Source organism: Rhodopirellula sp. J20-39 (assembly GCF_057365095.1).
The window spans coordinates 4,809,732-4,833,194 of the sequence record NZ_CP195123.1; the positions used below are offsets into that span (position 1 = coordinate 4,809,732).

Sequence of the window (23,463 nt, forward strand, 5' to 3'; positions counted from 1 at the left end):
ATATCATTCGAGGTTCTGGACAAGCTCTCGCATACGTTCGATCGCGCATTTGATCTCAACAATATGCTCGGCAATCTCAGCGTTGCCAGCTTTGCTGCCGATCGTGTTGGTTTCGCGGAACATTTCCTGGATGATGAAATCGAGTTTTCGCCCCACCGCTTCGGTGGAAACCGCTCTGGCAGAATCATCACGGTCCGAAGTGTGCGATCCATCCAACACCGCGGTAAACAATTCGATGTGACTGCCCAAACGAGTGATTTCCTCGCTGATGTCACTGCGATCGGCGAACAACTGAACTTCGCGAATCACATCGACTTTATCGGTCTCGATGGAATGTTCGGCAAGCGTCTTGTTAATCCGATCCAGCAGACGCTCGCGATAACGTGCGACGACCGCCGGTGCCAAGCCTTCAATAGCTTCACATCGCTTGGCGACGGACTTCAAATCCGCCATCAAAACACTGGCCATCGACACTGCTTCGTGATGCCGCATCTCGTTGAACCGGGCCACCGCTTCAGTGACGCCTTCACGAATCAACTGCTCTTTGGCTTCCGCCGCAGCAGACTTTTCGGCTTGTTCATCCGATGACAACTCACCGGCATTAACAGCACTGGTATCGGTCGAGTTCATCACGCCCGGCAGACTTAACAGATTCGTCAAATCCAACTGGGGAGGTGCCGTCGCTCGGCTAACGGGCAAGTCCACATACTGATGAGCGACTTCGCCAAGCTGAGTCGCGTAGGCCAACGCAATCGCCTGGTTGATCTTCGGCAAGTCCTGGCCCGGTGGCGGCTTCAACGAAGCGTGAACCGTTACCGTTCCGCGCTCGACGGCACCACTGACCAGCTTTTGGATGATGGGTTCGTGAGCAGACAACGCGTCGTTGGTCCGCAAGACGACTTTGAGTCCGCGATGATTGACGGCGCGAAGCTCGACCACCAACACGCCAGCATCCCCTCGCACCTCGCAGCTTCCCTGACCGGTCATGCTTCGCAGGTGTGAATACGGCTGGGACATAGATGCTAGCGGCAAGAGGTAAAGATAAAGGAAATCGCAAATTGGCTCGCGATGCTCGCCGACTGCAAAAAGCAGCGGCTTCAACGCGGGGCATCCGCGACGATCGATCATGAAGGACGGCGATGATGCACCGCGTCCTTCGTATTCGATCTGAAGATTACGAAGCGGAAACTCGCCTATTCGGCGGCAGCTTCAGCAGCCTTCTCTTCGCTAGGAGCTTCTTCCTCAGCAGCAGCTTCTGAATCGGCTGCTTCCGCTTCAGCTTCTTCCGTTTCAACAGCGGCTTCGGTTTCAGCCGAATCGGCGTCACCTTCGGCTGGGGTCAGCTCTACATTTTCGTCGCCATCGCCGTCCAAAGTCGGCACGACCAAACCGCTAGCGATATCTTCGACTTCGCCATCTTCGGGACCTGCGGACATTTCCGAATCGTCGTTCAAGTTGGCGACTGCGGGGGTGTGCATGCCTAGCAACCACATCGCGAACGCACAAACCAAAATCCAGACGCCGGCGACACCAACGGTGATGACGGTGAACGTGTCACCCGCTTTGCTACCGAAAGCACTTTGGCCGCCGGGGCCACCCAAAGCACCACTAAGTCCGCCACCGCGTCCACGCTGAACGAGAATCAACAGGATCAGGAACAGCGACAAGAAGCCCATCAACACACCCAGCACAAGACCGGAGAATGAGGCGAGCGGCAGGAATGGGGTGAAGTTAATAAGGGAAGCCATGGTGTGGTCAGTCCGTTGAATGTTGGGCGGAAACCCAGTGAGTGAAAAACGATTGAGGGGAGCGAATGGTTTCTCTCGATCAATCCGACTGGTTGGCGTGAGCACTCAACGCGTGCTCACTGCGAGTTGGGTTCCGAACGAACAACAACTCGCCAACCAAGATCAATTGATACGAAACCCATCCGCAACAGGGATAGTGATTAAGCGGTCGGAGCAGCGGAAATGATGCCCGCAAAATCTTCGACCTTCAGGCTGGCACCGCCAACAAGGGCACCGTCAATGTTGGGCTCAGCCAGCAATTCAGCAGCGTTGCCGGGTTTGACGCTACCGCCGTACTGGATGCGGATTTGTTCAGCCACGCCGGGTGTGAACATTTTGCCAAGCAAGCCACGAATGAACGCGTGGACGGCTTCCGCTTGCTCTTTCGAAGCTGTCTTGCCGGTGCCGATTGCCCATACAGGCTCGTAGGCGATCACGATGCCAGCGGCACGGACTTCGTCCAAACCTTCCAGCGATCCGCGAATTTGAGTTTCGATGACCGATTCCGTTTCGTCCGCTTCACGCTGCTCAAGCGTTTCGCCGACGCAAACGATTGGGATCAAGTTCCCGGCCAACGCAGCGTGCAACTTTTTGCTGACGCACGCGTCGGTTTCGCCCATCAACTGGCGACGTTCGCTGTGGCCCAAGATCACGAAACGGCAACCGACATCGGTCAGCATGGCGGCGTTCAATTCGCCGGTGAATGCACCGTCGTCGGCGGGATACAAGTTCTGGGCCCCCACTTCGACGGGCGTTCCCGCAGTCGCTTCGGTGACGGTGTGCAGGTATGCCGCTGGCGGGCACAAAACCACTTCGACGGGGCTGTCGGTACCGACGGCATCGACGATGCCCTTGGCGAGCGAAGCAGCCGAGGCCGCCCGCATGTTCATTTTCCAGTTACCAGCAATTAAAATTCGACGACTCACGCTAGGGCCTCGGTCGGGGGTGGATTTAGTGAATTAGAGGATGCTCCCGGACGCGGCGAGATGGTTTTACCGAGCAAGTCGGCCATCAATTGCATCCGATGAGCGATGTCTTTGTATTGTTCAGGAAGCAACGCTTGCGGCCCGTCGCTTTTCGCTTCTTCGGGGCAATCATGAACTTCGATGTGGACGCCATCGGCACCCGCAGCCAATCCCGCTAGCGAACACGGCGGTATGCAATCGGGACGCCCCGTGGCGTGGGATGGATCCACGATGATGGGAAGGTGGGTCAGCCCCTGCACAACCGGCACCGCGGCAACGTCAAACAGGTTTCGCGTGGAGGGATCGAAACTCTTGATCCCTCGTTCGCAAAGCACCACGTCGGGATTGCCTTGTGAAAGAACGTATTCGGCGCTCATCAACAGGTCCGCGATCGTTGCACTCATGCCGCGTTTGAGCAGCACGGGACGTTTCGTCTTGCCCACTTCGGTTAACAACACGAAGTTCTGCATATTGCGGGCACCCACCTGCAACATGTCAGCGTACTCGGCGACCAGCTCGACGTTTCGCGGGTCCGTGATCTCAGTCACGACCGGGATGCCAAACTTGTCGCCCACTTCGCGTAAGATTTTCAGGCCCTCTTCGCCAAGCCCCTGGAACGCGTAGGGACTCGTTCGAGGCTTGTAGGCGCCGCCTCGGAAGATGTTGGCCCCCGATTCACAGACGCTTTCAGCAATCCGGAACATCCGGTCGCGGTCTTCCACGCTGCACGGTCCAGCGATCATGCCAAGATGACCGCCACCGATTTTGACGCCTGAAACGTCGATCACGCTGGATTCAGGATGCGCTTCGCGGGATGCCAATTTGTAAGGCGGCAATACGGGGATCACCTGGCTAACGCCCGGGATAGCACTCAAAGTCTCTTGATTCAAGGTCGACTCATCGCCAATCAGCCCGACAATTGTGCGGAAAGTGCCGCGGCTCAGGTGCGATTGCAGCCCCATCGCCTCAACCCGTTGGACGACGTGGTCGATTTGGTCGTCGGTCGCACCGTTTTTGAGGATCAGGATCAAGACAAAACCCGCTGGGAATTCATTCGGATAGCAAAATAGCGTAGGAACAAGCGGGTACTTTAGCAGGCGACCTTAGGAAACGTCGAGAGGGATGGAAATTGGCCCAAATTTCGGCCCTGGCAAACTCCGCTATCCCAATGGCCGCCGGTCTCAAATCGCATCAATCCCGCTATCGAACCGTCACCTAGCTAGCGAGTCCGATAATCCCCCGCCGGCCGTTTGCTGATGACGGCCCCCTAAGCGTTCGCCCGGGGACCGCATCAGCCGGCTCTATCAACCGGCTCTATCAACCGACAGTGAACCGGCGTCTACTCAACGAGTCTATTTCACACCAGCACGTCTATTTCCCACCAATCTTCAGCGGATGGCTTTCGGAATGACTGTTGTACTTCGGCGCGTACATCGACTCGATCGTTGCCAACCCAGCCTGGTACTCGCCTCGCAACTGCACCCGGCTGCGGCTTTCGATGACAAACGTCCCCGCGGGCAAATAGTCGATGAAGAAATGCTCGGCCGCATCCCGAGTGCTGTGGTAGTACCCCACACCGTCCTGGAATTGGTACCGAGACAGCACGTTGGTTGGCTCGGTGCCACTACCGCGGGAATCCTTCAAATGGATGAACTCCATCGCCCGATCGGTTCGCACAATCAATCGCGAAACGATCTGGTCGCCGACTTCGACGGGTTGCTTGGATTGTCCCGCAACTATCGGCTGCATCACTTCGCCGGTCGGCGTGCTGCGAACGACAAACAACTGCTTTTCAATCTTCAGCGGTGTGCCTTCGTGCGGCGTGATCTCGTCAATGTTCTGGAAGAACGTCCAGTGGACTCCGCCCCATGCGATCCCCGGCGTGGTTTTGGTCACCGTGATCGACGACATCGCCGGAGTGATCTCCTTGGCCGTGAAACGCTGTTGATAGAAACCAGTGCCAGCCTCGACATCGTTTTGTTGGATGTCTGACTCACCAACCTTCACATCGACCAACGCCTGGTCGGCCAACAGATCGACGCCCCGAAGTAGCAACGCATAGATTGCGTCGGCGGTGCCCTTGGTCGTTTCCCAAGATCGGGTTTCTTTTTGGCGAAGCAACCAAGCCTTGCAAGACTCAACGGACGCCTGATCATCAGCAACTTCGTCAAACGCTTCGATCATCATCGCCTGTGACTCGATGTCGGCTTGATGCCAGAACCACCCAGCGACGCCATCGTTCCAGTGCATCCCTTGATCGTCCGTCGCACTTCGTTCCTTCAATGACGCCGTGATCGCTAAGGCATCGTCCAAACGACCGAATCGCTTCAATGCCACCGCGGCATGAGCCTGGCTCATGCGACTCGACAGCGACAGCCAATGCTCGGCCGCTTGATCGAGGTAGTAGTCGACTGCGACACGGGATTCGTCGGCAATCGGCATGTCCTTCAGGAAGAAGCTTCGTCCGTACAGGTACATCGCAATCGTGGGCGAAAGATGATTCTCCTTCAGATTACTGATTCGCTTGTACTGTTTCAGAATGAACGCATCGAGGTGCTGGAGCGAAAGGACCGCCGAACGCGTATCGACATCAACGCCCAAATGACGCAGTCGACCAAAACCAGTGGTCAGATAAAGCGTGATGAACGAATTCGAACGCCCACCATCGAACCAAGGCCAACTGCCGTCGTCCAGTTGCATTTCAGCCAATCGCTCGGTCCAGCGTACAACCTGATCGTTGGTGCGATTGGTATCGAACAGGTTCCCCACATTACGGCGAGCCTCTGATTCGGATTCAGCTTCCAAAACCCATGGCGTTTCTGTCAAGGCAATCGAAGCGATGTCCTGGTTCTGTTCCAGAGGACTGTCCAGCGTTTCTCGCCCCGCCGCGACGGGTTGTCGCCGCCATTGTTCGAACACGCGTTCGATCTTAGGGTCGGACGTCGCGATATGCCGAGCCAACAGGTTCGCGTACAAACGGTTGAACGTTTGCTCGCTGCACTCGTGCGGATATTCCATCAAGTACGGCAGTGCCATCACGGCGTACCAGGCGGGATTGGAGGTCATTTGGACCGTCAAAGACTCATTGGTGATCGACGTGCCATCGGCAGTCGCAAGCTTATTCAACGTGAACGTCTTCGTTTCGGCGCCATCGATTGGCAAAGCCAGCGACTCGTGCACCAAAATTCGTCGCGACAAAACGGGCAGATAACCTTCCTCCCCGTCGGACAAACGTCCGGTGGAGCCGATTGCCTTGTAAGTCAGGAAGCCCATCCCATCGGGGACCCTAATCGGCCAAGAGAACGACTTGGATTGCCCAGCCGGAATGTCGAAGGATTGCCGTACGTTGGTGTTTTCCAAATCCACATCGACTGAATCACCAGTCCGAGCGTCACTGAATTGCAACGCCACGGTGCCGGTTTGATTGGTCGCGGATTGGTTGCTGACCTTCACCGTCATTTCAATCAAGTCGCCTTCACGCAAAACACGAGGCGGATTGGGCTGAACCATCAGGTCTTTGCTGGTCACAACGGTGTCAAGGATCGTGCCGGCGGCCAGATCGTTGGTGTGTGCAAAGCCGATCAATTGCCATCGAGTCAGTGCTTCTGGCATTGTGAACTTCATCGAGACCACACCGTCTTCATCAGCGGTCAACTCAGGAAAGAAGAACGCGGTTTCGTTGAGATTACGGCGTGGCGAAACATCCGACAAATCGACCTCTTTCGGGTCAGCCGGTGGTTCACCTCCAGCGGCGCCGCCCATGTCAGCACTCTCATCTTCGGCGACCATTTCATTCGCTGCCCCCGCAACCGGACTGCCCGGAGCTGCTCTTGCGGCCATCATCGGTGCCGGCGCCGAATCCATCATCATCATCGACTCGGCCCGCATCATCCTTGGAACGCCCTTTTGCATCATCCGGCCGTATCCAAACCGACTGTGCGACTGCAACTCGCTGGGATAGTCTCGATACGAAAGCGAACGGGCGGGCGTGATCTGGCGGTGCAGCGAACTGAGCAACCGCAATCCCTCATAAGTGTTTTGGTGGTTCGTCGAGACGTTACTAAAATCCCGATAGAACAAATTGAACTGCGACATCCAGCGATGAGGTGCAAAAAGATCAAGCGAAGCGTCATACAACGTCGCAACCATTTCTGCGATTTGATCCTCCGATGCACCGGTGATCACAGCCGTCCAGGTTTCTTCTTGGCCAGGCTTCAGTTTGGAAACAAACCGCTCCCAACGAATGTCCAGCGACTTGTTCGACCAAGGCACGTCTACGGTGTGCTGGTGCACATGCAAACGGTTCTCACGCACACTGAAGACACGCACAACGAAGCCGCCACGCATCGCCTCGTCCACCTTTTGCTCAAGGGTGAACTGGGTCTGCCCTTCGGGCGTCCAAAATCGCTGAATCGGTTTACCCCGATGAGAGATCTCCACGTACGCCCGGGCCGTTTTGTATCCGCTGCCCCAAACGGCACGAAATGTCTCACCAGGCTGCAGCGAATTCTTCGGCATGGCCAAGAAACTGGCAACCTTCAAGTCACATTCCTTCGCGTCCGGATCGATTACCCGCAGTGGCAACAGAGCCTGAATCGATTGGCCGGCGGAATCCACGCCTGACAACTCAACCCGATAGAAGCCACTGGCTAGTTCGACGGCAAACTTGCCATCGCCATTCGCATCAGTTGTTACGTCACGGACCTCAACGGTTTTGTCGATTGGCCAGGTATTCGGATCCGAATCAACCACCTGATCGGCCGCTTCGTCTGCATCCAGCGTCCCTAGCGGAATGGGGTGACCGCCACGCAACGATGGACGCCCAACTCGCTTAGGAGACTTTAACAAATGCACCTGAACCTTGACCTTCGTCGAGGCCGGTTGCCCTTGAACCGTCTTTGTATTGACGCGAACTTCGACCGGTGATTCGTCCGTCACCCAGTCCGGATCTTCCACGCTAAGCGTGGCCGCTAGCATCGTGTAGCCCACCGTAACGGCGTGACTGTCTTCCCGCGTTTCACCGGTGGTGTCCGTCACTTCGGCTTTGACAACGTACCGGAACACAGGCTCGTTTTTACGATCGACGGACTCGTCCGGTATCGCCGGGAACGAAACTTCAAAACGGCCCATCGCATCGGTTTCGGTGGTCCCCGTTTCAATCACTTGCGGGAACGACGGTGGCACGGGAATCCACCAACAACGCCAACCGAACCAAGGCGGCATTTGCGTTTGACGGGTGACGGTGTAAGTGACCTTCGCACCATCGACCGCCGCTCCGGTGTACGCAGTGGCAACGCCCTTGACCGTCACATCTTGGTTCAGACGCACGGCCTGCTTGGGCGACTCCAGTTCGACCTCAAACTTCGGCCGCTTGTATTCTTCGACCCGGATCATGGCGTTGCCTTGAAACGGGCCGTTGATTTGCAAGCTCATCTGGCCAGTCAACCCGCTGGACGGCAACGGGAAGCTGTGATTGCAACTTCCTTTGTCGTTCGTCTTCAAATCCTGGGTTTGCACCACCTTTCCGTTGGCGTCTCGCAACTCAACGGTCAAGCGTTCCCCCGGTGCGACTTCATACAAACTGGTTTCGGTGTTGGACCGAGTCGCGATAATTTTGAATCGAACCGTTTGCCCAGGCCGATAGATGCTGCGATCGGTAAAGAAGAAGCTCCGTTTGGAATTCTCTTGGGGTTTGCGATTAGGGTTGTGGACGTAGTAAACGTTCGACAACAACGAGTCCTCGCCTTCGGTGACATAAAAGGTCGCATCCCTCAACTGACGCCCCTTGAAGTCGAAGCTGCCATCCGAAGCGGTTTTTAGCGAAGCGATTTCCTTAACCTCGCGATCATTTCGCCGCACCCCGGACTCACGTCCATAGAGCCGCACCTTGGCACCTTCGACAGGCTGCCCCGTGTCACCGTTGACGACGAAACCGCGAAGGGTGCCGTGCTGGTGGTCCGACTGAATGACCAGCGATAGACCGCTGATCCAAACTTCGGCCACAGCGACAAAGTTACGCTCGTCTGAAAACTGCGGCGAATTGCTGGCCAACAAGTAGTAGCCACCACGCGGCAATTTCAGCTTGGCTGACAAATCCACTTCGTGCTGTCGATAGTCGTCGGTAGCCTTCAGCGATTCCGACCAACTGTGCTCCGGCTTCGCCGACAACAACGCTTTTCGCTGTTCTGGATTGACATGTACCGCATCTCGACCGGAAGCCTGAACCTCGTCGGCGTCCAATTTGACCAGACGAAAATAGACCTTCGTTAAGTTTCGATACTCGACATGAATTTGAGCTTGAGATTCCGAAGCCGCAGCCGGATTCCAAACACGTTCCGTTGAAACCGAGATACTCGGTGCTTCGATCTGATCAACCAAGTTTTGGCACTGCGATGCCCCGACGCTTTCGGGATGCGACGCAATGGTAGCCAACGCGATTTCGCGTGCTTTGGCCGGTTCGTCATTGGAAAACGCGTTCTGAGCGATTAAGAATTGGGCCCGAGCCGAAATCGGATGCGAATCGTTATCAGCGGAAAACTGGCGAAGCGATTCCAAATACCGCTTGTCATCCTCGTCGCCAATCGCATGTTCATCAGCGAATGCCAGTCGAGCAAGATCCGCATCCAGCAGCGCGGATTGGTTGCCACGATCACGATGAAAACGCAACCAGTCCTGATACAACTGGGTCGCTCGCATCAGCGGCGAATCGGGATCGGTTTGCGGCACTTCCCACTGAACAAACTGTTCGGCCTTGCTGAAGATCGGTGAATCCGATTGCAATTCAAATCGAGTCGCCGGGCCCGCGTAGGTTTCATCAGCGTCGTTATAGAAATCAATCGCATCGGCGACGACAAAATCGTAGAGGGTTGGTCGGTAGTCATCCGGTGCGTTCCCACCGACGAGCAGGTCATTGTAAGATTCGATCGGCGCGGCCTTCAAAACCTCATCGGCCTGCAAGGCTCGTTCGAAGATCAACCTTGATTGTGCAATGATTCTTTGACGGCTCCACGTCGCCAAGTCCTCTTCGGATCGAATCGGCAAGATGGATTCGTTTTCGCCGTCGCCACCTTCGTTGTCGATTTCGGTGCGATCCTGGAACCGCCATTGGTTCTGCTGAAAATAGCCCCACAGCCAATTCGCCATCAACGCATTGAGGATCGGCTGGGCTTCTTCGGGAGCCATCGCAATGTCCGCTTGCAAGCGAACGATCCGGTGCAACTCGCCGCGGCCTTCGATCGCGCCGTCAAGTGTTGCACGGGTCGCGATCGCCCGAGCAACCAACGCATTTTGCTGTTTGTCGATGGCACCCGGCAACAGTTTTTCGATTTCTTCGACCGCCGACTTGGGCAACCCTTTTTCCAAGGCAGTTTGAACCGGCTTCCAGACCCCGGGACTTGGGTCTTTGGCTTGCGAGAGCGACACAGAAAGGCTCACCAGGGGCAGAAGGAACAAAACAAACAGACAGACAATTCGGCTGGGCAGGTTCATGGTATCGAGTCTGAACAGAGGAGGTGGGGCTACCAAGAAAAGACGAGGCTCTACGAAAAGGTGGGTCACTACAAGGATAACGGTCGTCAGTTCGATTCATTAGTGGGATTTCCAAGAATCTTTTTGACGTTGCTGGATGGCCCACCACTGGGGCTGGCCCGAGCGTATCGTTCGCAATCAAAATCGCTAGCGCTTCATCCATATTCAACTTTGGAGTGTAGTGGGCGAGGCGACGAGCCCGTCTGGTTGGTCAGTGGATAGGATTCGTCGCCTCATCCACTACGATCAACCCCAAAATGAAATGTAGCCGAAGCACTAGCGCTTCATCCATATTCAACTTTGGGGTGTAGTGGGCGAGGCGACGAGCCCGTCTGGTCGGTGAGTGGATAGGATTCGTCGCCTCATCCACTACGATCAACCCCGAAATGAAATGTAGACGAAGCACTAATGCTTCATCCATATTCAACTTTGGGGTGTAGTGGGCGAGGCGACGAGCCCGTCTGGTCGGTGAGTGGATAGGATTCGTCGCCTCATCCACTACGATCAACCCCGAAATGAAATGTAGACGAAGCACTAATGCTTCATCCATATTCAACTTTGGAGTGTAGTGGGCAAGGCGACGAGCCCGTCTGGTTGGTGAGTGGATGGGATTCGTCGCCTCATCCACTACGATCAACCCCAAAATGAAATGTAGCCGAAGCACTAGTTTGCCCACGTGAAGGAACGGACATGAGCATTACGCCACCCCATGCACTGAAGACCACCGCCATAGCCCTCTATTGACCGCACTGGACGTGACAACACGTCACCGTAAGGTTCCGGAAAATGGACTCGTTGACTTGCCCACCACCCGAACATGGAAGTCGGTTGAAGCAAAATCCGCAGCGTCGCGGGACCAAAGCACAGCCGTTGATAGATGGCGACACCGGCTGATCACCGCTCGGTGTGGCGGTAATACGCTTCCAGGCACAGCGTTGCCATCGATGTCGAATAGACCGTACCGCCGTAGCCGCCCCATAAAGTCGAATCGGGCCAACTTCCGTCGCGATGCTGCGTCGACAGCAGTCGTTGTTGAAGAGCAGCGTTCCAGCGATGCCAGGCATCGTCCTGTAGCTGATGCAGTGCCATCGTCGCGTAGTACCACTGGTAATAGTTATCTGGCCCCGGTGTTTTTCCGGGAAGCGCGCCCAACAAAGCCCCCTCCGCTTCACGAATTCGAGCGGCGCTGACGTGTTGTCCGATCAGCAGCCGAGTCGCTAACGCCTCGGCGGTCATCGTGACGGTCGGTCGTTCCCCCGGCCGGTAACACGCGTAACCACCTGCCGAACCTGTGCTGACCGAATCCAAGAATCGAGCGACGCCACGCTGCATCGAATGAGGTTGCTGGATCGCTCCAGAACGAACGGCAGCGTCAATCAGCATCGCCTGCCAACCCAGTTGGCTTAAGTCGCCTTTGTCGCCTCGCGTGTAACGCCAGCCGCCGGTCGTGGGATGTTGAGTAGATCGTGAATAGGCAACCGCTCGGCGAGTGGCTTCCATCGCAGCCTCGTCGCCGGTCATCGCAGCCGCCTCCGCAACCGCCAACGCCGCCATCGCGTGGCAGTAGTGTGCCGCGTAGATCGACGCTCCGCCCGCTAACGAACCATCGGCGCGCTGTTTACCAAGCAAGAATGCCAAGCCGCGATACACGTTGTCTTGGTAATCGCCATATTGGTGCGTGTGGCCGGCGCCCAATAACGACAACAACGCCAAGCCGGTCAACCCAGTCTCCGCTCGCCTTCCCGCGTTACCACGGCTAAGCCCCAGCGGAGCACGCTCTTGCCCGGCACCGGACGCAGTCGGATCCCACGCCCCGTCGTCTCGTTGATGCTTCACTAAATACTTCAGTGCAATCTCCACCGCAGCCTCGGTATCCGCATTCCCGCCACTGGCCCTAAGAGCAGCGAACTTGGCGGTTCCGATCCGGGACGCAAAGTCTTCGTCAATCTTTTCAGCTCGTGTTGACTCCACCGGCACGCCCTGCCGAGGTGCTGGCGGTGGCATCTGCTGTGCCGTGTTGTCTTGATCGGTGATTGAATACTGATTCGTCGGAGCCTGCTGAGCTACATCGATCGAAGCCGGCGTGGCGACCTGGTCCACATCGGATTCGGTAACCATGTCGGGGTCCGGCGTAGTTTCGGTTGGCGTTAAAGCTTCATCCAACCAATCACCCAACATGTCATCGAGTGCCGTCGCATGATCCTCCACCGTCGACGTCGTTGCCGATGCTAAAACCGCCGGCACCATCGACTTGGGCATCTCGATCGGCTCAGGATTCGACTCAACCACTGGTGGTGTGGAAGCGACTGGCATTGAGAGCGATGCAATCGACTCTGGAAGCGCCAGCGGCGCGATCGACTGATCTTCAACCGGCATGTCGCCGTCTGGCACAGGCGACAACATCTCCGCGAGCGCATCGTCAGTCGACACCGAGGCGTCATCAAGCTGTGGCGCAAAGACCGCAACGTCAATCGACTCCATGCCCGCCGAATCCGTCGGTTCCCCGTCAGCGGTGCCGACAAAGAACAGCGATAGCCGAGGCACGAAAGCCACGATCGCCACATGCAAACCGATCGACACGATCAAACAGATGATCGCCGCACCATGACCGGATCGCTCTTTCCGCCGAAACAGCCAGACCGTCGTGATCAACAGTCCAACGGCAAGCAGCGCGACCACTCGCACAGCAGTTGCGTTATGCCAAAATTGAGACGGATCCGCCAAAAAAGAATCTTCTATAGAAGGTAATCCCATCGCAAAGCCTATCGGCGTTTGGTCGCAATGCCCATCTGCTGCACACCGGCCGCGCGCACACGCTGTAATACCTCAGCCACTTGAGCGAACGAACTGTTTTGCTCGCCCCGAACCGCAACTTTCAGTGATGGGTACGCTTCACGCTGCGTCTTTAAGGTTTGCGTTAATTCGTCCGCGGTGACGCTTGTTCCATCCAAGGTGATCGAACCCGCCGCCGTTACTTCGACGATGCGTTCGTCTGGCAAACGAGCCATCGACTTCATGTCACCGGTTCCTGGCACATTGACCTGAACCCCGGAATCGCCGTTATCAAACTTGCTGCCCACCATGAAAAAGATCACCAACAGAAAGACGACATCAATCATCGGCGTCAGATTGATCGAAGCGGCTTCAGGATTTGGGCGTTTTCGCATGGCTCGATATACAAAGGATTGGAACGCGATTGAAAGGCAACAACGACACCACGTCGACTAGGCGGCGCGTCGTTTTCGTGGTGCCTTCGCAGCACCGCTGTTTTCGAGCCCTTCGGCACTGATGCAATCGATCACTCGCTGGCAAAGCTTGTCGATCTCACCGAGATAACGATCTGACTTTGCACTGAAATACATGTAAGCGAGGTAAGCGGGAATCGCAACACTCAAACCGCCCGCTGTCGTCATCAACGCGGTACTGATTCCCGAGGCAAGCAAATCACTTTGACCGCCGCCACCTTGTTCACCAAGATTTTCAAACGCTTGAATCATCCCCAGCACGGTCCCCAGCAATCCGATTAGCGGCGTCACATTACTGATCGCATGGAATACTCGCAGGAAACGCCGAAGCGAATCACCCACTCGATCACCCGCATCAATCACGGCTTGCTCGATTTCCATCATCGGACGTCCCCAACGACGCACCGCCGAATGAAAAACTTCCGCAACCGGGCAATCAAACTCGTCACAAATCGACGTCGCCTCTTCATAGCTAAGCTGCCCGTCTTCCACGCATTCCGTGAAACGACGCACGAATGGTTTGGGGATCACTCGCGAACGTCGCAACGCGATCATCCGCTCAATCGAAAGACCAAGCACGATCAGCGAGCAAACGCCCAGTGGAATCATCAACCAACCACCTTCAGCAACTTTCGTTAGGAAGGCGGGCATCTCCCACGGAGCGGACTCGGCTTCCGCTTCGGCGGGCTGTTCTTGAACCGGCGCAGCGGGAATCGAAAATTGGTTTGCGGCCGGTGCCGACGACTGCGGCGCAGCGGCAATCCGAGCGGATGGCTGGGACGCACCAAAATTGTTGTTCGAGTAGTTGTTCGGTGCGGTCGAGTTGTAGTTATTGAACCCGCCGTTGGGCGAGAAGTTGTAGTTTTGGGCGTTGACCGATTCGCCCCACATCATCAATGCGGCGAAACCGATCACCCAACGACAAGGCATTGCGAAAGACGCAAACATCCCAGCTTGAGAGATCGTGGTATCGTCGCGAGATCGTGAGAATAGGATCATCGTCGCATCGTGTTGGATTCAGGATCAGAGGTCGTCATCGCAGCAAGCCGACGGCGAGCACCGGTGGCATGGGGAGACTGGCCGAAGCGGCTGACCAATGTGGAATAACACACCGTCGCTTCGCGTGTCCTCCCCAATTGTTCAAATGATTTCCCCGCTTGGACCAACGCTGCGGCGGTCCATTCGTCGGAATCGCCGATCGATTCGACTTGCCGGTACGCCGCAATCGCTTCAGAGAATTTTTCTTGCATGAAGAACGTCTCGCCGATCATCCACTGGGCTCGACCGCGAAGATCCGCACCGGATTCCGCCGAACGCACGACCTGTTCCAACAAAGCTCGCCCGCGATCGAATCGCAATTGGCGAATTTCAAGATTGGCAGCCAACAAATCCGTCAACGCAACCTGAGGCGAAATCCCACCGGCAGCCGCCTGGGCAGCCGCGATCCGCTTACTCGCCTGGGTTACCGAACCCGCGGCCACAGCGGCTTCGGCCGTTCGCAACAAGGTCGGAAAATCGTCGGCGTTGCCGGTATCAACAATGTGCTCCCACAACTTCAATGACTGACTGGTCTTCCCCGTTTGCAACAAAGCTTCCGCGAACAATCGCTCCACATGCAATGAGCGCCCGCGGCGAACGGCCTCATCCACAGCCTCCTCATTATCGCGCGAGGAATAAAGCCCTTGCTCGTCTTCCGCTGCCATCGCCAACATAGCCCAGTCGCCGTTACGGCCTGCCCAGCGACAAGCGGCTTCACGGACGCCGGTTGTGACCAACACACCGGCTTGTTTTTGCATTTGAGCAAGCGACGAACTGACCACGCCAGCATCGCGAGCGGAAAGCCAATCGATCGCGATTCGAGAAGCGGCAGCGTCGTGCCCGACCGACTGCAATTCCTCTAGCACATGAGTCGACGCGTCACCGGATTGGTCCGAAACCGAAAGTGCAACGCTGTAGGTCGCCTCAGCCGCAGGATGGCCCTCCGCAGCAGCCACAAGCAAGCCGCATGCTAAGACCGATAAATTGGATCCCACCGCTGGTGAATCGCCGATGAATTCACAATTGGACAACAAGTGCTTTCGAATCGCTGGCCGCAGCGACGCCAACGGCAATTGCCAATTGCATTCCGACTTCAAGATTTCACAAGCAGCAACCGTTTGCGGGTGATCTTGCAACACGGTGTCCTGGACACCCTTTGCAGCATCCTTGTCGCCTAGGCGGGTCAAGCAACTCAGCTTCAGCAGCAACGCCGAACTGGAATCGCTGTGGTTTGGATGCCCTTGGATGAAAGCATCCGTGGCCGTCAACGCATCCCGAATCATGCCTTCATCGTTGGCTGCGTTAGCCCGCATCACCATCGTCCACGCCAATCCTAAGCGAGCGGTCGCGAGCGGTTTTTCGCCTGACCGAGCATTCGCCAAAGATTCAACCGCCAACCGATACCCGGTTTCAGAGCCTTCCAAGTTTCCTTCGTCAAGCAGGCCAGACGCCGTCGCCAAGAGAGCTTCGCCGATTCGCAAAGAAGACGTCCCGTTGGCATCCAAATCAGCCGCCGACGACAACCAACGCAACGCGTCGGCATAACGCCCTTGCTGATTCAGCGACGAAGCGGCGGCCGTGAAAATTGCGACCGACTGAGGCACCGGCGGCGCGGCATTTCCGTTTTCGATCAACTTGGCACAAACCTCACCAGCCAAGTTCAGCAAATCCGCAGCCTCTTCGCGGCGGTTATGACGCTCGCACTTGCGGGCCACTTTGACGATTGCCGCCAAACTGCTTGCCTTTAGATCCGGCGCATCCAGATTCACTTGCGTGGCTTCTTCGATCTCGACATCGAGCTGACGATCAATCTCAGCTAACTCCGCATCGCTTGGATCAGCAGCGTCCAACCGGGCGCCTGCATTCTGCGCACTGGCTTCCTGGGCAAACACAAACCCAGGACCGAAACAGCCCGGACCTAGTGAGCTAGCACCACCAAGAGATACACAGACGATGAACTTCGCCAAAGTGCTGAATCGAGTCGACAAATTGAGTCTCCGGTATTCTGGCAGAAACGCCCGCGAGGCTAAAAAGCCTGCGGGCGATCACGTTTACATGCAACGAAATGGCATCAAGCCAAATCGAAGGCGTTATGCGGCTGCTCGAGCGGCAGCGGATGAATAGAAAGAGCCAACGGCGTCAATGACGCGAGTCTGCTCTTCTTCGGTCAATGATGGGAAGACCGGAAGATTTAACACTTCCAAGCTAGCCTTTTCTGTCTGCTGCAATCCGTTATGGCGGAACGGTGTGCCTTCGAAGCACTCTTGCTTGTGCATCGGGATCGGGTAGTAAATCTCCGAACCGATTTTGCGTTCAGCCAAGTAGCTACGAAGTGCGTCGCGACGCTCTCCGCCAACTCGAATGGCGTATTGATTCCAAACATGGAACGCGTTTTCGTCGCGTGCAGGCAACGTGATTTGATCTTCGCCCACCAAACCGAGGTCGGTCAGCATGCGGTCGTAACGATCCGCCACGGCGGTTCGCTTTTCGATCGCATCGCCCAAGTGACGCAACTTGACTCGCAAGACAGCCGCTTGGAAAGTATCCAATCGGCTGTTGATGCCGACGACCTTGTGATAGTAACGCGGCCGCATGCCGTGACCGGCGAACAATCGCACACGATCAGCAAGCCCAGCGTCGGGAACCGTCATCATGCCGCCATCGCCCATGCCGCCCAGGTTCTTGGTCGGATAGAAGCTAAAGCAACCAATCGTGCCCCAGCTACCGGCGGGACGCGACTGGTAAGCTGCACCAATTGCTTGAGCAGCGTCTTCGATTACAGGAATGTCGTGCTTCGCAGCGATTTCGCAAATCCGGTCGAGCTGAGCACATTGGCCGAACAGGTGAACCGGAATAATCGCCTTGGTCTTGTCGGTGATCAGCGAAGCGACCGATTCGGGATCGACGTTGAACGTTCCAGGCTCGATGTCGGCGAACACCGGCGTAGCCCCTAGCCGCGAGATGCAGCTAACCGAAGCAAAGAAGGTGAAGCTTGGCACGATCACTTCGTCGCCCGGCTTGATGTCCAGTGCCATCAACGCCAACAGCAACGCGTCGCTGCCGGAGGCACAACCGACGACGTTATCAACCTGGCAATACCCAGCCAGCTCGTTTTCCAACTCCACGACATCGGGGCCGAACAAGAACCGGCCGCTGTCGACAACTTCGGTGAGTGCTTCGATGAATTCTTCGCGATGCGGGGCGTTGTCGCGATTGACGTCCAACAACGGGACGCCAGCGTTATCTTGAGGATTGGACATTTGGATTTCATCCGTAAATTGTTGCTAAAGCACCGAAAATCCGTTTTCGGTCGTCGCTCAGACGGCTCGCCGCACTGAACACACAAGAATCGTTTACGCCCGTATCTGGGTTGCCGTCAAGAGCGAAGGGGCAACACAAGCTGGCCTACGACAAACTGCCGCATTGCATTATTCTTTGCCGCATGACAAACAACACTTCATCTTCTGGTTCGCCCATCGCCCCCGTCGCTATCGGCGACTACCTGTGCGGGCCCGGCCAACCGCTGCTATTGATTGCAGGCCCCTGCGTCCTGCAAACGCGTGAACTGGCGTTCGAAATCAGCGAGACGCTTGCCAAAATCAACGAGCGGCCCGACGTACAGGTCGTCTTCAAGGCATCCTTTGACAAAGCCAACCGCACCAGCTTGGCGGCCAAACGAGGTCCAGGCCTGGAAGCCGGCTTGCGATTGCTCGAAGCGGTCGCCGCCGATAGCGGGCTGCCCGTCACGACCGATATCCACTTGCCGGAACAAGCCGCACCGGTCGCCGAAGTTTGCGACTTGCTACAAATCCCCGCCTTCCTGGCTCGCCAAACCGACCTATTGGTCGCCGCGTCGGCAACCGGACGTCCCGTTAACGTCAAAAAAGGCCAATTCATGTCTCCCTCGGACATGCGATACGTCGTCGACAAGGTTCGTGGCAGCCAACCCGAGGCGGATCGCGAAGCGGGCCGAGCCAACGTAATGGCCTGCGAGCGAGGCACGTTTTTCGGTTACGGCCGACTGGTCAACGACATGCAGTCGATCCCCATCATGCGTAACCTGGGCGTTCCGGTCGTCTTTGACGCCACCCACAGCGTCCAACAGCCCGGTGGTTTGGGCGGTTCAACCGGCGGAAATCGAGAAATGGTCGAACCATTAGCCCGCGCCGCCGTAGCGATCGGTTGTGACGCGTTGTTCTTTGAAACCCACCCCGACCCGGCAACCTCCCCCAGTGATGGTGCCAATATGATCATGCTGGACGAATTCCCAGCGACGATCGAGCGGCTTTTGCGACTTCGCGAAACAATCGAAAGCTTGGATGAATAAGCGTTTGGCTCTCTGACGAGCCAGCTTTCAGACGAAGCGTACGATCCAACAAACCGCATGAACACGGGTTTTTAGCAGTGGCTATGTTTGCAGTGACGAGTAACTCTTTCCAGCGGTATCTGATCGCCGCCTCAACGTCGCTCGCATTGATCGTTGCGGTGGGCTGCAACGACGATTCCGAAACGCTCCGCCGGATCCAAAACAAACGCCAGATCGCGTTGCAGGAATCCACCCGCCAAGATCACCTCGGCGAAACCGTGGCGTTGCTAAGCCAGTACGTCACGCTGAACGAGCAAAAAGCTCGCCAACAGATCACTTACCACCTGAATCAGTGGAATAATGAGCGGCCCGAAGCGGAAAAGAAAAAGCAGGCGGACCAAAAGCTACCTGCGATCGCCGAAACACTGACCGATTTGGTGGAAGAGGAGCGGCTTCACGAAGTCATCCTGCGGGACGCGTTCATCCCATCGGATGTTCCGCTGCTGCGTGACGCTTACCTATTCAACAAGGTTTGGGGCTGGATCGACTCGCCCGGACGCGACGATCCCTTGTTCGCCCCGTGGTTGAGCTCTTTGCGAGAAAACCCACCTGGTGACCTAACCGACGCCGATATCGATCGACTGCAAACCGCCATGCGATTGTTCGACTGGACGGTTCGCAATATCGCACTGGAACCGGACCAAGCCGAAGTCACGCCCAACCTTCCGCGTCCAAACCTGCCCCCCGGGATCACATTCGAAGGACCTGGCTATCGGCAAACCGATTTTCAAACCTTGTGGCGAGGCCGCGGTGACTGGCTCCAAAGAGCTGGCGTTTTCACGTGTTTGTTGACTCAAGCGGGGATCCCTTCGGCAGTCCTAGCAACCCAATCTGAAGACACCGGCCAGCGTACTCCGTGGTCGGTCGGCGTTCTCATTGGCGACCAAATCTACCTGTTCCAGCCCAAAATCGGGCTGCCGATTCCCGGCCCGGATCAAGTCGGCATCGCCACCCTTGCCGAGGCTCGTAAGGATGCGTCGGTGATGCGGCGTCTGGACGTGGCCGGATTCTTTGACTTTCCTCTTTCAAGAACCGACATCCAGCAAAGCGTCGCTTTGTTGAACGTCCGCGCCGAAACGCTTTCGCCGCGAATGAAGGCGTTGCAGTCCAGCCTGACTGGCGATCGACGCATGACGCTGTGGGTCGATACCGACGACTGGTCGAAACGAATCGATGACGTATCCGGAATCGCAGGCGTGCGTGCGTGGCTGGTTCCAACGCTGTCCGAAATGTACGCGGTCGTCCTGACCATGCTGGCGGATCGAGACCCGCTGTTCTCGTTCTGGCACCATTCGCGTAACGCGATCTTGGAAAACCAAGACGCCAGCGGAAACAACCTGGCCCAAGGTCGCTGGCAGCACCTGATTGGCCACTTCGCTGACGATGACATCGAAGGCCAAAAGGGCGCTCGCACCTATTACCTAGAACAACGTGCTCCTGAATTTGAAATTGATGACCTTCGCATCAACGTCGAGCTGCAAAAACAGTACGGAATTCGACGTGGACTCGGGATGAAACCGGAAGACTACGACCGGCAATTGAACCAGGTCCAGGGCTTCATGCGATTGGGCAAACGAACCGCCACGTATTGGCTGGCATTGGTCCAGTACGACGACGGACGCTATGAAACCGCCAACAACTGGCTGACCAAACGAGTTCTCGACAAAGAACAACTCTCCTACTGGGAAGATGCCGCTATCTACAACGCTGCCCGCTCTGAAGAGCTCGAAGGCGACGTGGATTCCGCGATCGAGCGGCTCAAAACAGACGGCCCGGTCTACGGACACGGCAACCGCCTACGAGCTCGCCTGCTGGGCAAATAGCACGTGGTTACGCCAAAGGCATCGCCAGCAGGAAGTCGTCCGGCCTTCCAGGGCAACTCGACTTGGCTGTTAATCCATGTGTTTGTCCAGGCCGCTTTCGCTGGCCAGCGAACTTTAAAAACGCAGTTTCGATCTCCAGTTTTCAGATGCGGATCGCCAAACCGAGCTGACCGCTAGGTAGATTGGCAGGTAGCGTATTCGCTCTCCCTTTTCGTGCCTTCACCTCCATGCCTTCACCGAGCCGTACCACATGAAGAACTCATTACTCGCTTTCGCCATCCTCATCATTCCCGGCCTTTGGGCAACCACCATGGCAACGGTCTCAACAGCGTCAGCGGATGATTTCAGCCCCGATCGGAAGGTGACCTACAAGAAGGTTGGCGACGTCGAACTACAACTGCACTGCTTCGAGCCCAAAGATCACAAGCCTTCCGACCAATCACCCGCAATCGTTTTCTTCTTTGGCGGCGGCTGGAATGGGGGCAACCCGAACCAATTCTATGAGCAGGCTCGCACGCTCGCCGATCGCGGCATGGTCGCCTTTTCAGCAGAATACCGCGTCAAAAGTCGCAACAAGACGACTCCGTTTGAATGCGTCAAAGACGGCAAGTCAGCCGTCCGTTGGATTCGCCAACACGCTTCGGACTTGGGTATCGACCCAAACCGGATCGTTGCTGCAGGCGGATCAGCTGGCGGCCATGTCGCGGCCTGCACCGGCGTGATCGAAGGCAACGAGGAGGACGGCGAAGATCTGTCGATCAGTTCGGTCCCCAATGCCATGATTCTCTACAACCCGGTACTGGATACGACGAAGCAAGGCTACGGGCACGCCCGCTTCAGCGAAGAACAACAGAATGCAATTTCACCCAACCATCATGTTCGTGCCGGACTCGCTCCCACGATCGTCTTCCACGGAACCGGCGACACGACCGTCCCATTCGAAAACGCCGAGCGATTCACTCGCCTGATGCAGGAGGCGGGCAACCAGTGCGAATTAAAAGCATTCAAAGGCCAGAAGCACGGCTTCTTCAACAGCACGTCGTTCCGCCCGAAAACGAAAGACAAAACCATCTACCCGAAAGTGATGGGGATGACGTCGGACTTCTTAGAATCGCTCCGATATGTGAGTGAGGGGAAAGAGTAAAGGGCCGCAGGGCCGCAGGGCTTCAGGGCTTCAGGGCTTCAGGGCCACAGGACCACAGGACCACAGGACCACAGGACCTGAGGCCGACATATCTCTGCCGGTGGGCGTAAGCAACCGGTCGAAGGGAAGCTGAACAAACCAGCCCGACACACAGGTTGCCAGTCAATAACCGGCTTGAAGCGGAACGTTCCCTCCGCCCCTTTGATTCGCTATGGCTGGATCGCCAGAAGTTCGTTTTGGGAAGGCGAAATGATGCGGCGGCAATACAGCACGCCGCCTGAAAATGCCGGGAGGGCGCGGTACGTACCGCTGGGTAATGTCGCACTCGCTAGTTCCTGATAACTCGATCCGTCAGCGGCAAATAGCTTCAAATCTCCACTGATTTTCTGTGCCAAAACGCGATCACCCGCCGCGATCAAGTGGGCGGTTCCGAATTCTGATTGTCGCCAACCTACTTTTCCGTCTTCCCAATTGGCGCACAGCAGTTCGCCGTTGCCGTAGTCTTCCCGCCCCGTAATCGCAAACATCCATCGGCCGCAGCGAACCGGCGTGGCGTATTGGCTGCTGATCACATCTCTCGCGTCCCACCGATCCGTGAGCACTCCGCCGGATAAATCCAACATTCGGCAGCCCACTCCATAGGCCGCTGTGACGAACAGATTGGATCCCTTCACCAACGGGGTTGCGGCATTGACCGTGGGTCCCCGGCGACCAAAATCAAACTCAGTGAGAACCGTGCCATCCACCGGGTCGACGACGACCGTCTTCAGTCGCATCACCGCCACCACGTAGATTTTATCGTTGAGTCTGATGGAAACCGGAGAGGCATATGCCGCTTCCTGCTCGAGCGCCGTCCAGCGAGTCTCGCCGTCGGCTTTATTCACCGCGATGAGTCCCGCATTGGGTTCGCCACCGACAGCAATCACCAGTCGATCACCGATGACAATCGGTGTACTGCCCGCGCCGAAGTACCCCTCATCGGCCTCGTATTGGGTTCGCAATGGGCGCGACCAAATCGTCCTGCCGTCGGCTAGATTGACGGCGTGTAAGTCGCCAGCGGCTCCGTATACATAGACTTGCTCGCCATCAATCACGGGGACGCAGCGCGGCCCTAAATCCGAGTCGACACCTCCCCGGTAGACAGCTGGAAAGACCGCTCGCCATTTTCGACTGCCGTCATCACTCAACAAGCAATCCAAACACTCCTGGTCGTCTTCGCGATGCCACAACAGCACATGATTGCCGGCAACCGCGACGCCGGCATATCCCGCCCCACAACGGACCCGCCATTTCAGCGAGGGCGGCGATGTCCATGGCTCGAGCTTTTCACCGCTCACGTGGCCATCGCGGTTGGAACCGAGAACCTGAGGCCAATCGGCAACACAGGGCTGAACGAGGAACATCAACAAGATCCAAGTACTGACAATTCCATCACGCATCATCGGCCACCACCTTCTCAAGGACAGAAACACTCAAACTAGCCAGTGCAGGGGATATTTGGCTATGGGAGACAACCGACTTGGCGGTGGGGATCGAAAAGTCGGGTTCGTTTGCCTCCGGAGAACACT

14 protein-coding genes are annotated in these 23,463 nt (G+C 56.6%); 3 read left to right on the plus strand and 11 right to left on the minus strand.

Going from position 1 to position 23,463, the window contains the following annotated elements; all coding sequences use genetic code 11:
* Positions 1–3: 3 nt before the first annotated feature.
* The 10 genes from ACR3ZL_RS17375 to ACR3ZL_RS17420 form a co-directional block, all read right to left on the minus strand.
* Positions 4–1,128, minus strand: a complete 1,125-nt coding sequence (locus ACR3ZL_RS17375; protein WP_473651853.1) for a YicC/YloC family endoribonuclease — start codon at positions 1,126–1,128, stop codon at positions 4–6.
* A 65-nt stretch (positions 1,129–1,193) separates the two neighbouring features.
* The gene (gene secG, locus ACR3ZL_RS17380) at positions 1,194–1,748 is read right to left on the minus strand and encodes a preprotein translocase subunit SecG (RefSeq protein WP_473651852.1); all 555 of its coding nucleotides are present in this window, start codon (positions 1,746–1,748) and stop codon (positions 1,194–1,196) included.
* 200 nt (positions 1,749–1,948) lie between these two features.
* The gene (tpiA, locus tag ACR3ZL_RS17385) at positions 1,949–2,713 is read right to left on the minus strand and encodes a triose-phosphate isomerase (RefSeq protein WP_473651851.1); all 765 of its coding nucleotides are present in this window, start codon (positions 2,711–2,713) and stop codon (positions 1,949–1,951) included.
* Positions 2,710–3,783 (minus strand): 3-deoxy-7-phosphoheptulonate synthase, encoded by a 1,074-nt coding sequence (gene aroF, locus ACR3ZL_RS17390; RefSeq protein ID WP_486172815.1) that lies wholly within the window; start codon positions 3,781–3,783, stop codon positions 2,710–2,712. Before aroF ends, tpiA begins: the two co-directional genes overlap by 4 nt.
* Before the next feature lie 340 nt (positions 3,784–4,123).
* Positions 4,124–10,240: an alpha-2-macroglobulin family protein gene (locus ACR3ZL_RS17395; RefSeq protein ID WP_473651849.1), complete on the minus strand. Its 6,117-nt coding sequence runs from the start codon at positions 10,238–10,240 to the stop codon at positions 4,124–4,126.
* Positions 10,241–11,173: 933 nt separating this feature from the next.
* A complete protein-coding gene (locus tag ACR3ZL_RS17400; RefSeq protein WP_473651848.1) occupies positions 11,174–13,003 on the minus strand; it encodes a prenyltransferase/squalene oxidase repeat-containing protein in 1,830 nt (609 codons plus the stop codon).
* Positions 13,004–13,041: 38 nt separating this feature from the next.
* Positions 13,042–13,446 carry an ExbD/TolR family protein gene (locus tag ACR3ZL_RS17405; protein ID WP_486172816.1) on the minus strand — a complete coding sequence of 135 codons (405 nt, stop codon included), beginning with the start codon at positions 13,444–13,446 and terminating at the stop codon, positions 13,042–13,044.
* A 57-nt stretch (positions 13,447–13,503) separates the two neighbouring features.
* Positions 13,504–14,472 (minus strand): MotA/TolQ/ExbB proton channel family protein, encoded by a 969-nt coding sequence (locus ACR3ZL_RS17410; protein ID WP_473653532.1) that lies wholly within the window; start codon positions 14,470–14,472, stop codon positions 13,504–13,506.
* Between the two features lie 47 nt (positions 14,473–14,519).
* A complete protein-coding gene (locus tag ACR3ZL_RS17415) occupies positions 14,520–16,550 on the minus strand; it encodes a tetratricopeptide repeat protein (RefSeq protein ID WP_473651846.1) in 2,031 nt (676 codons plus the stop codon).
* Between the two features lie 102 nt (positions 16,551–16,652).
* Positions 16,653–17,822 (minus strand): DegT/DnrJ/EryC1/StrS family aminotransferase, encoded by a 1,170-nt coding sequence (locus ACR3ZL_RS17420; RefSeq protein WP_473651845.1) that lies wholly within the window; start codon positions 17,820–17,822, stop codon positions 16,653–16,655.
* Between the two features lie 182 nt (positions 17,823–18,004).
* On the opposite strand from ACR3ZL_RS17420, the gene kdsA reads away from it, so the two are divergent.
* The 3 genes from kdsA (at position 18,005) to ACR3ZL_RS17435 (ending at position 21,895) form a co-directional block, all read left to right on the plus strand.
* Positions 18,005–18,889 (plus strand): 3-deoxy-8-phosphooctulonate synthase, encoded by an 885-nt coding sequence (gene kdsA / locus ACR3ZL_RS17425; protein WP_473651844.1) that lies wholly within the window; start codon positions 18,005–18,007, stop codon positions 18,887–18,889.
* A 92-nt stretch (positions 18,890–18,981) separates the two neighbouring features.
* A complete protein-coding gene (locus ACR3ZL_RS17430; RefSeq protein WP_473651843.1) occupies positions 18,982–20,751 on the plus strand; it encodes a tetratricopeptide repeat protein in 1,770 nt (589 codons plus the stop codon).
* Between the two features lie 250 nt (positions 20,752–21,001).
* Complete coding sequence (locus tag ACR3ZL_RS17435; RefSeq protein ID WP_473651842.1) at positions 21,002–21,895, plus strand: alpha/beta hydrolase; 894 nt, start codon at positions 21,002–21,004, stop codon at positions 21,893–21,895.
* Positions 21,896–22,104: 209 nt separating this feature from the next.
* Here the strand turns inward: ACR3ZL_RS17435 and ACR3ZL_RS17440 are convergent, their stop codons facing one another.
* Complete coding sequence (locus ACR3ZL_RS17440; protein ID WP_473651841.1) at positions 22,105–23,337, minus strand: outer membrane protein assembly factor BamB family protein; 1,233 nt, start codon at positions 23,335–23,337, stop codon at positions 22,105–22,107.
* Positions 23,338–23,463: the final 126 nt, after the last annotated feature.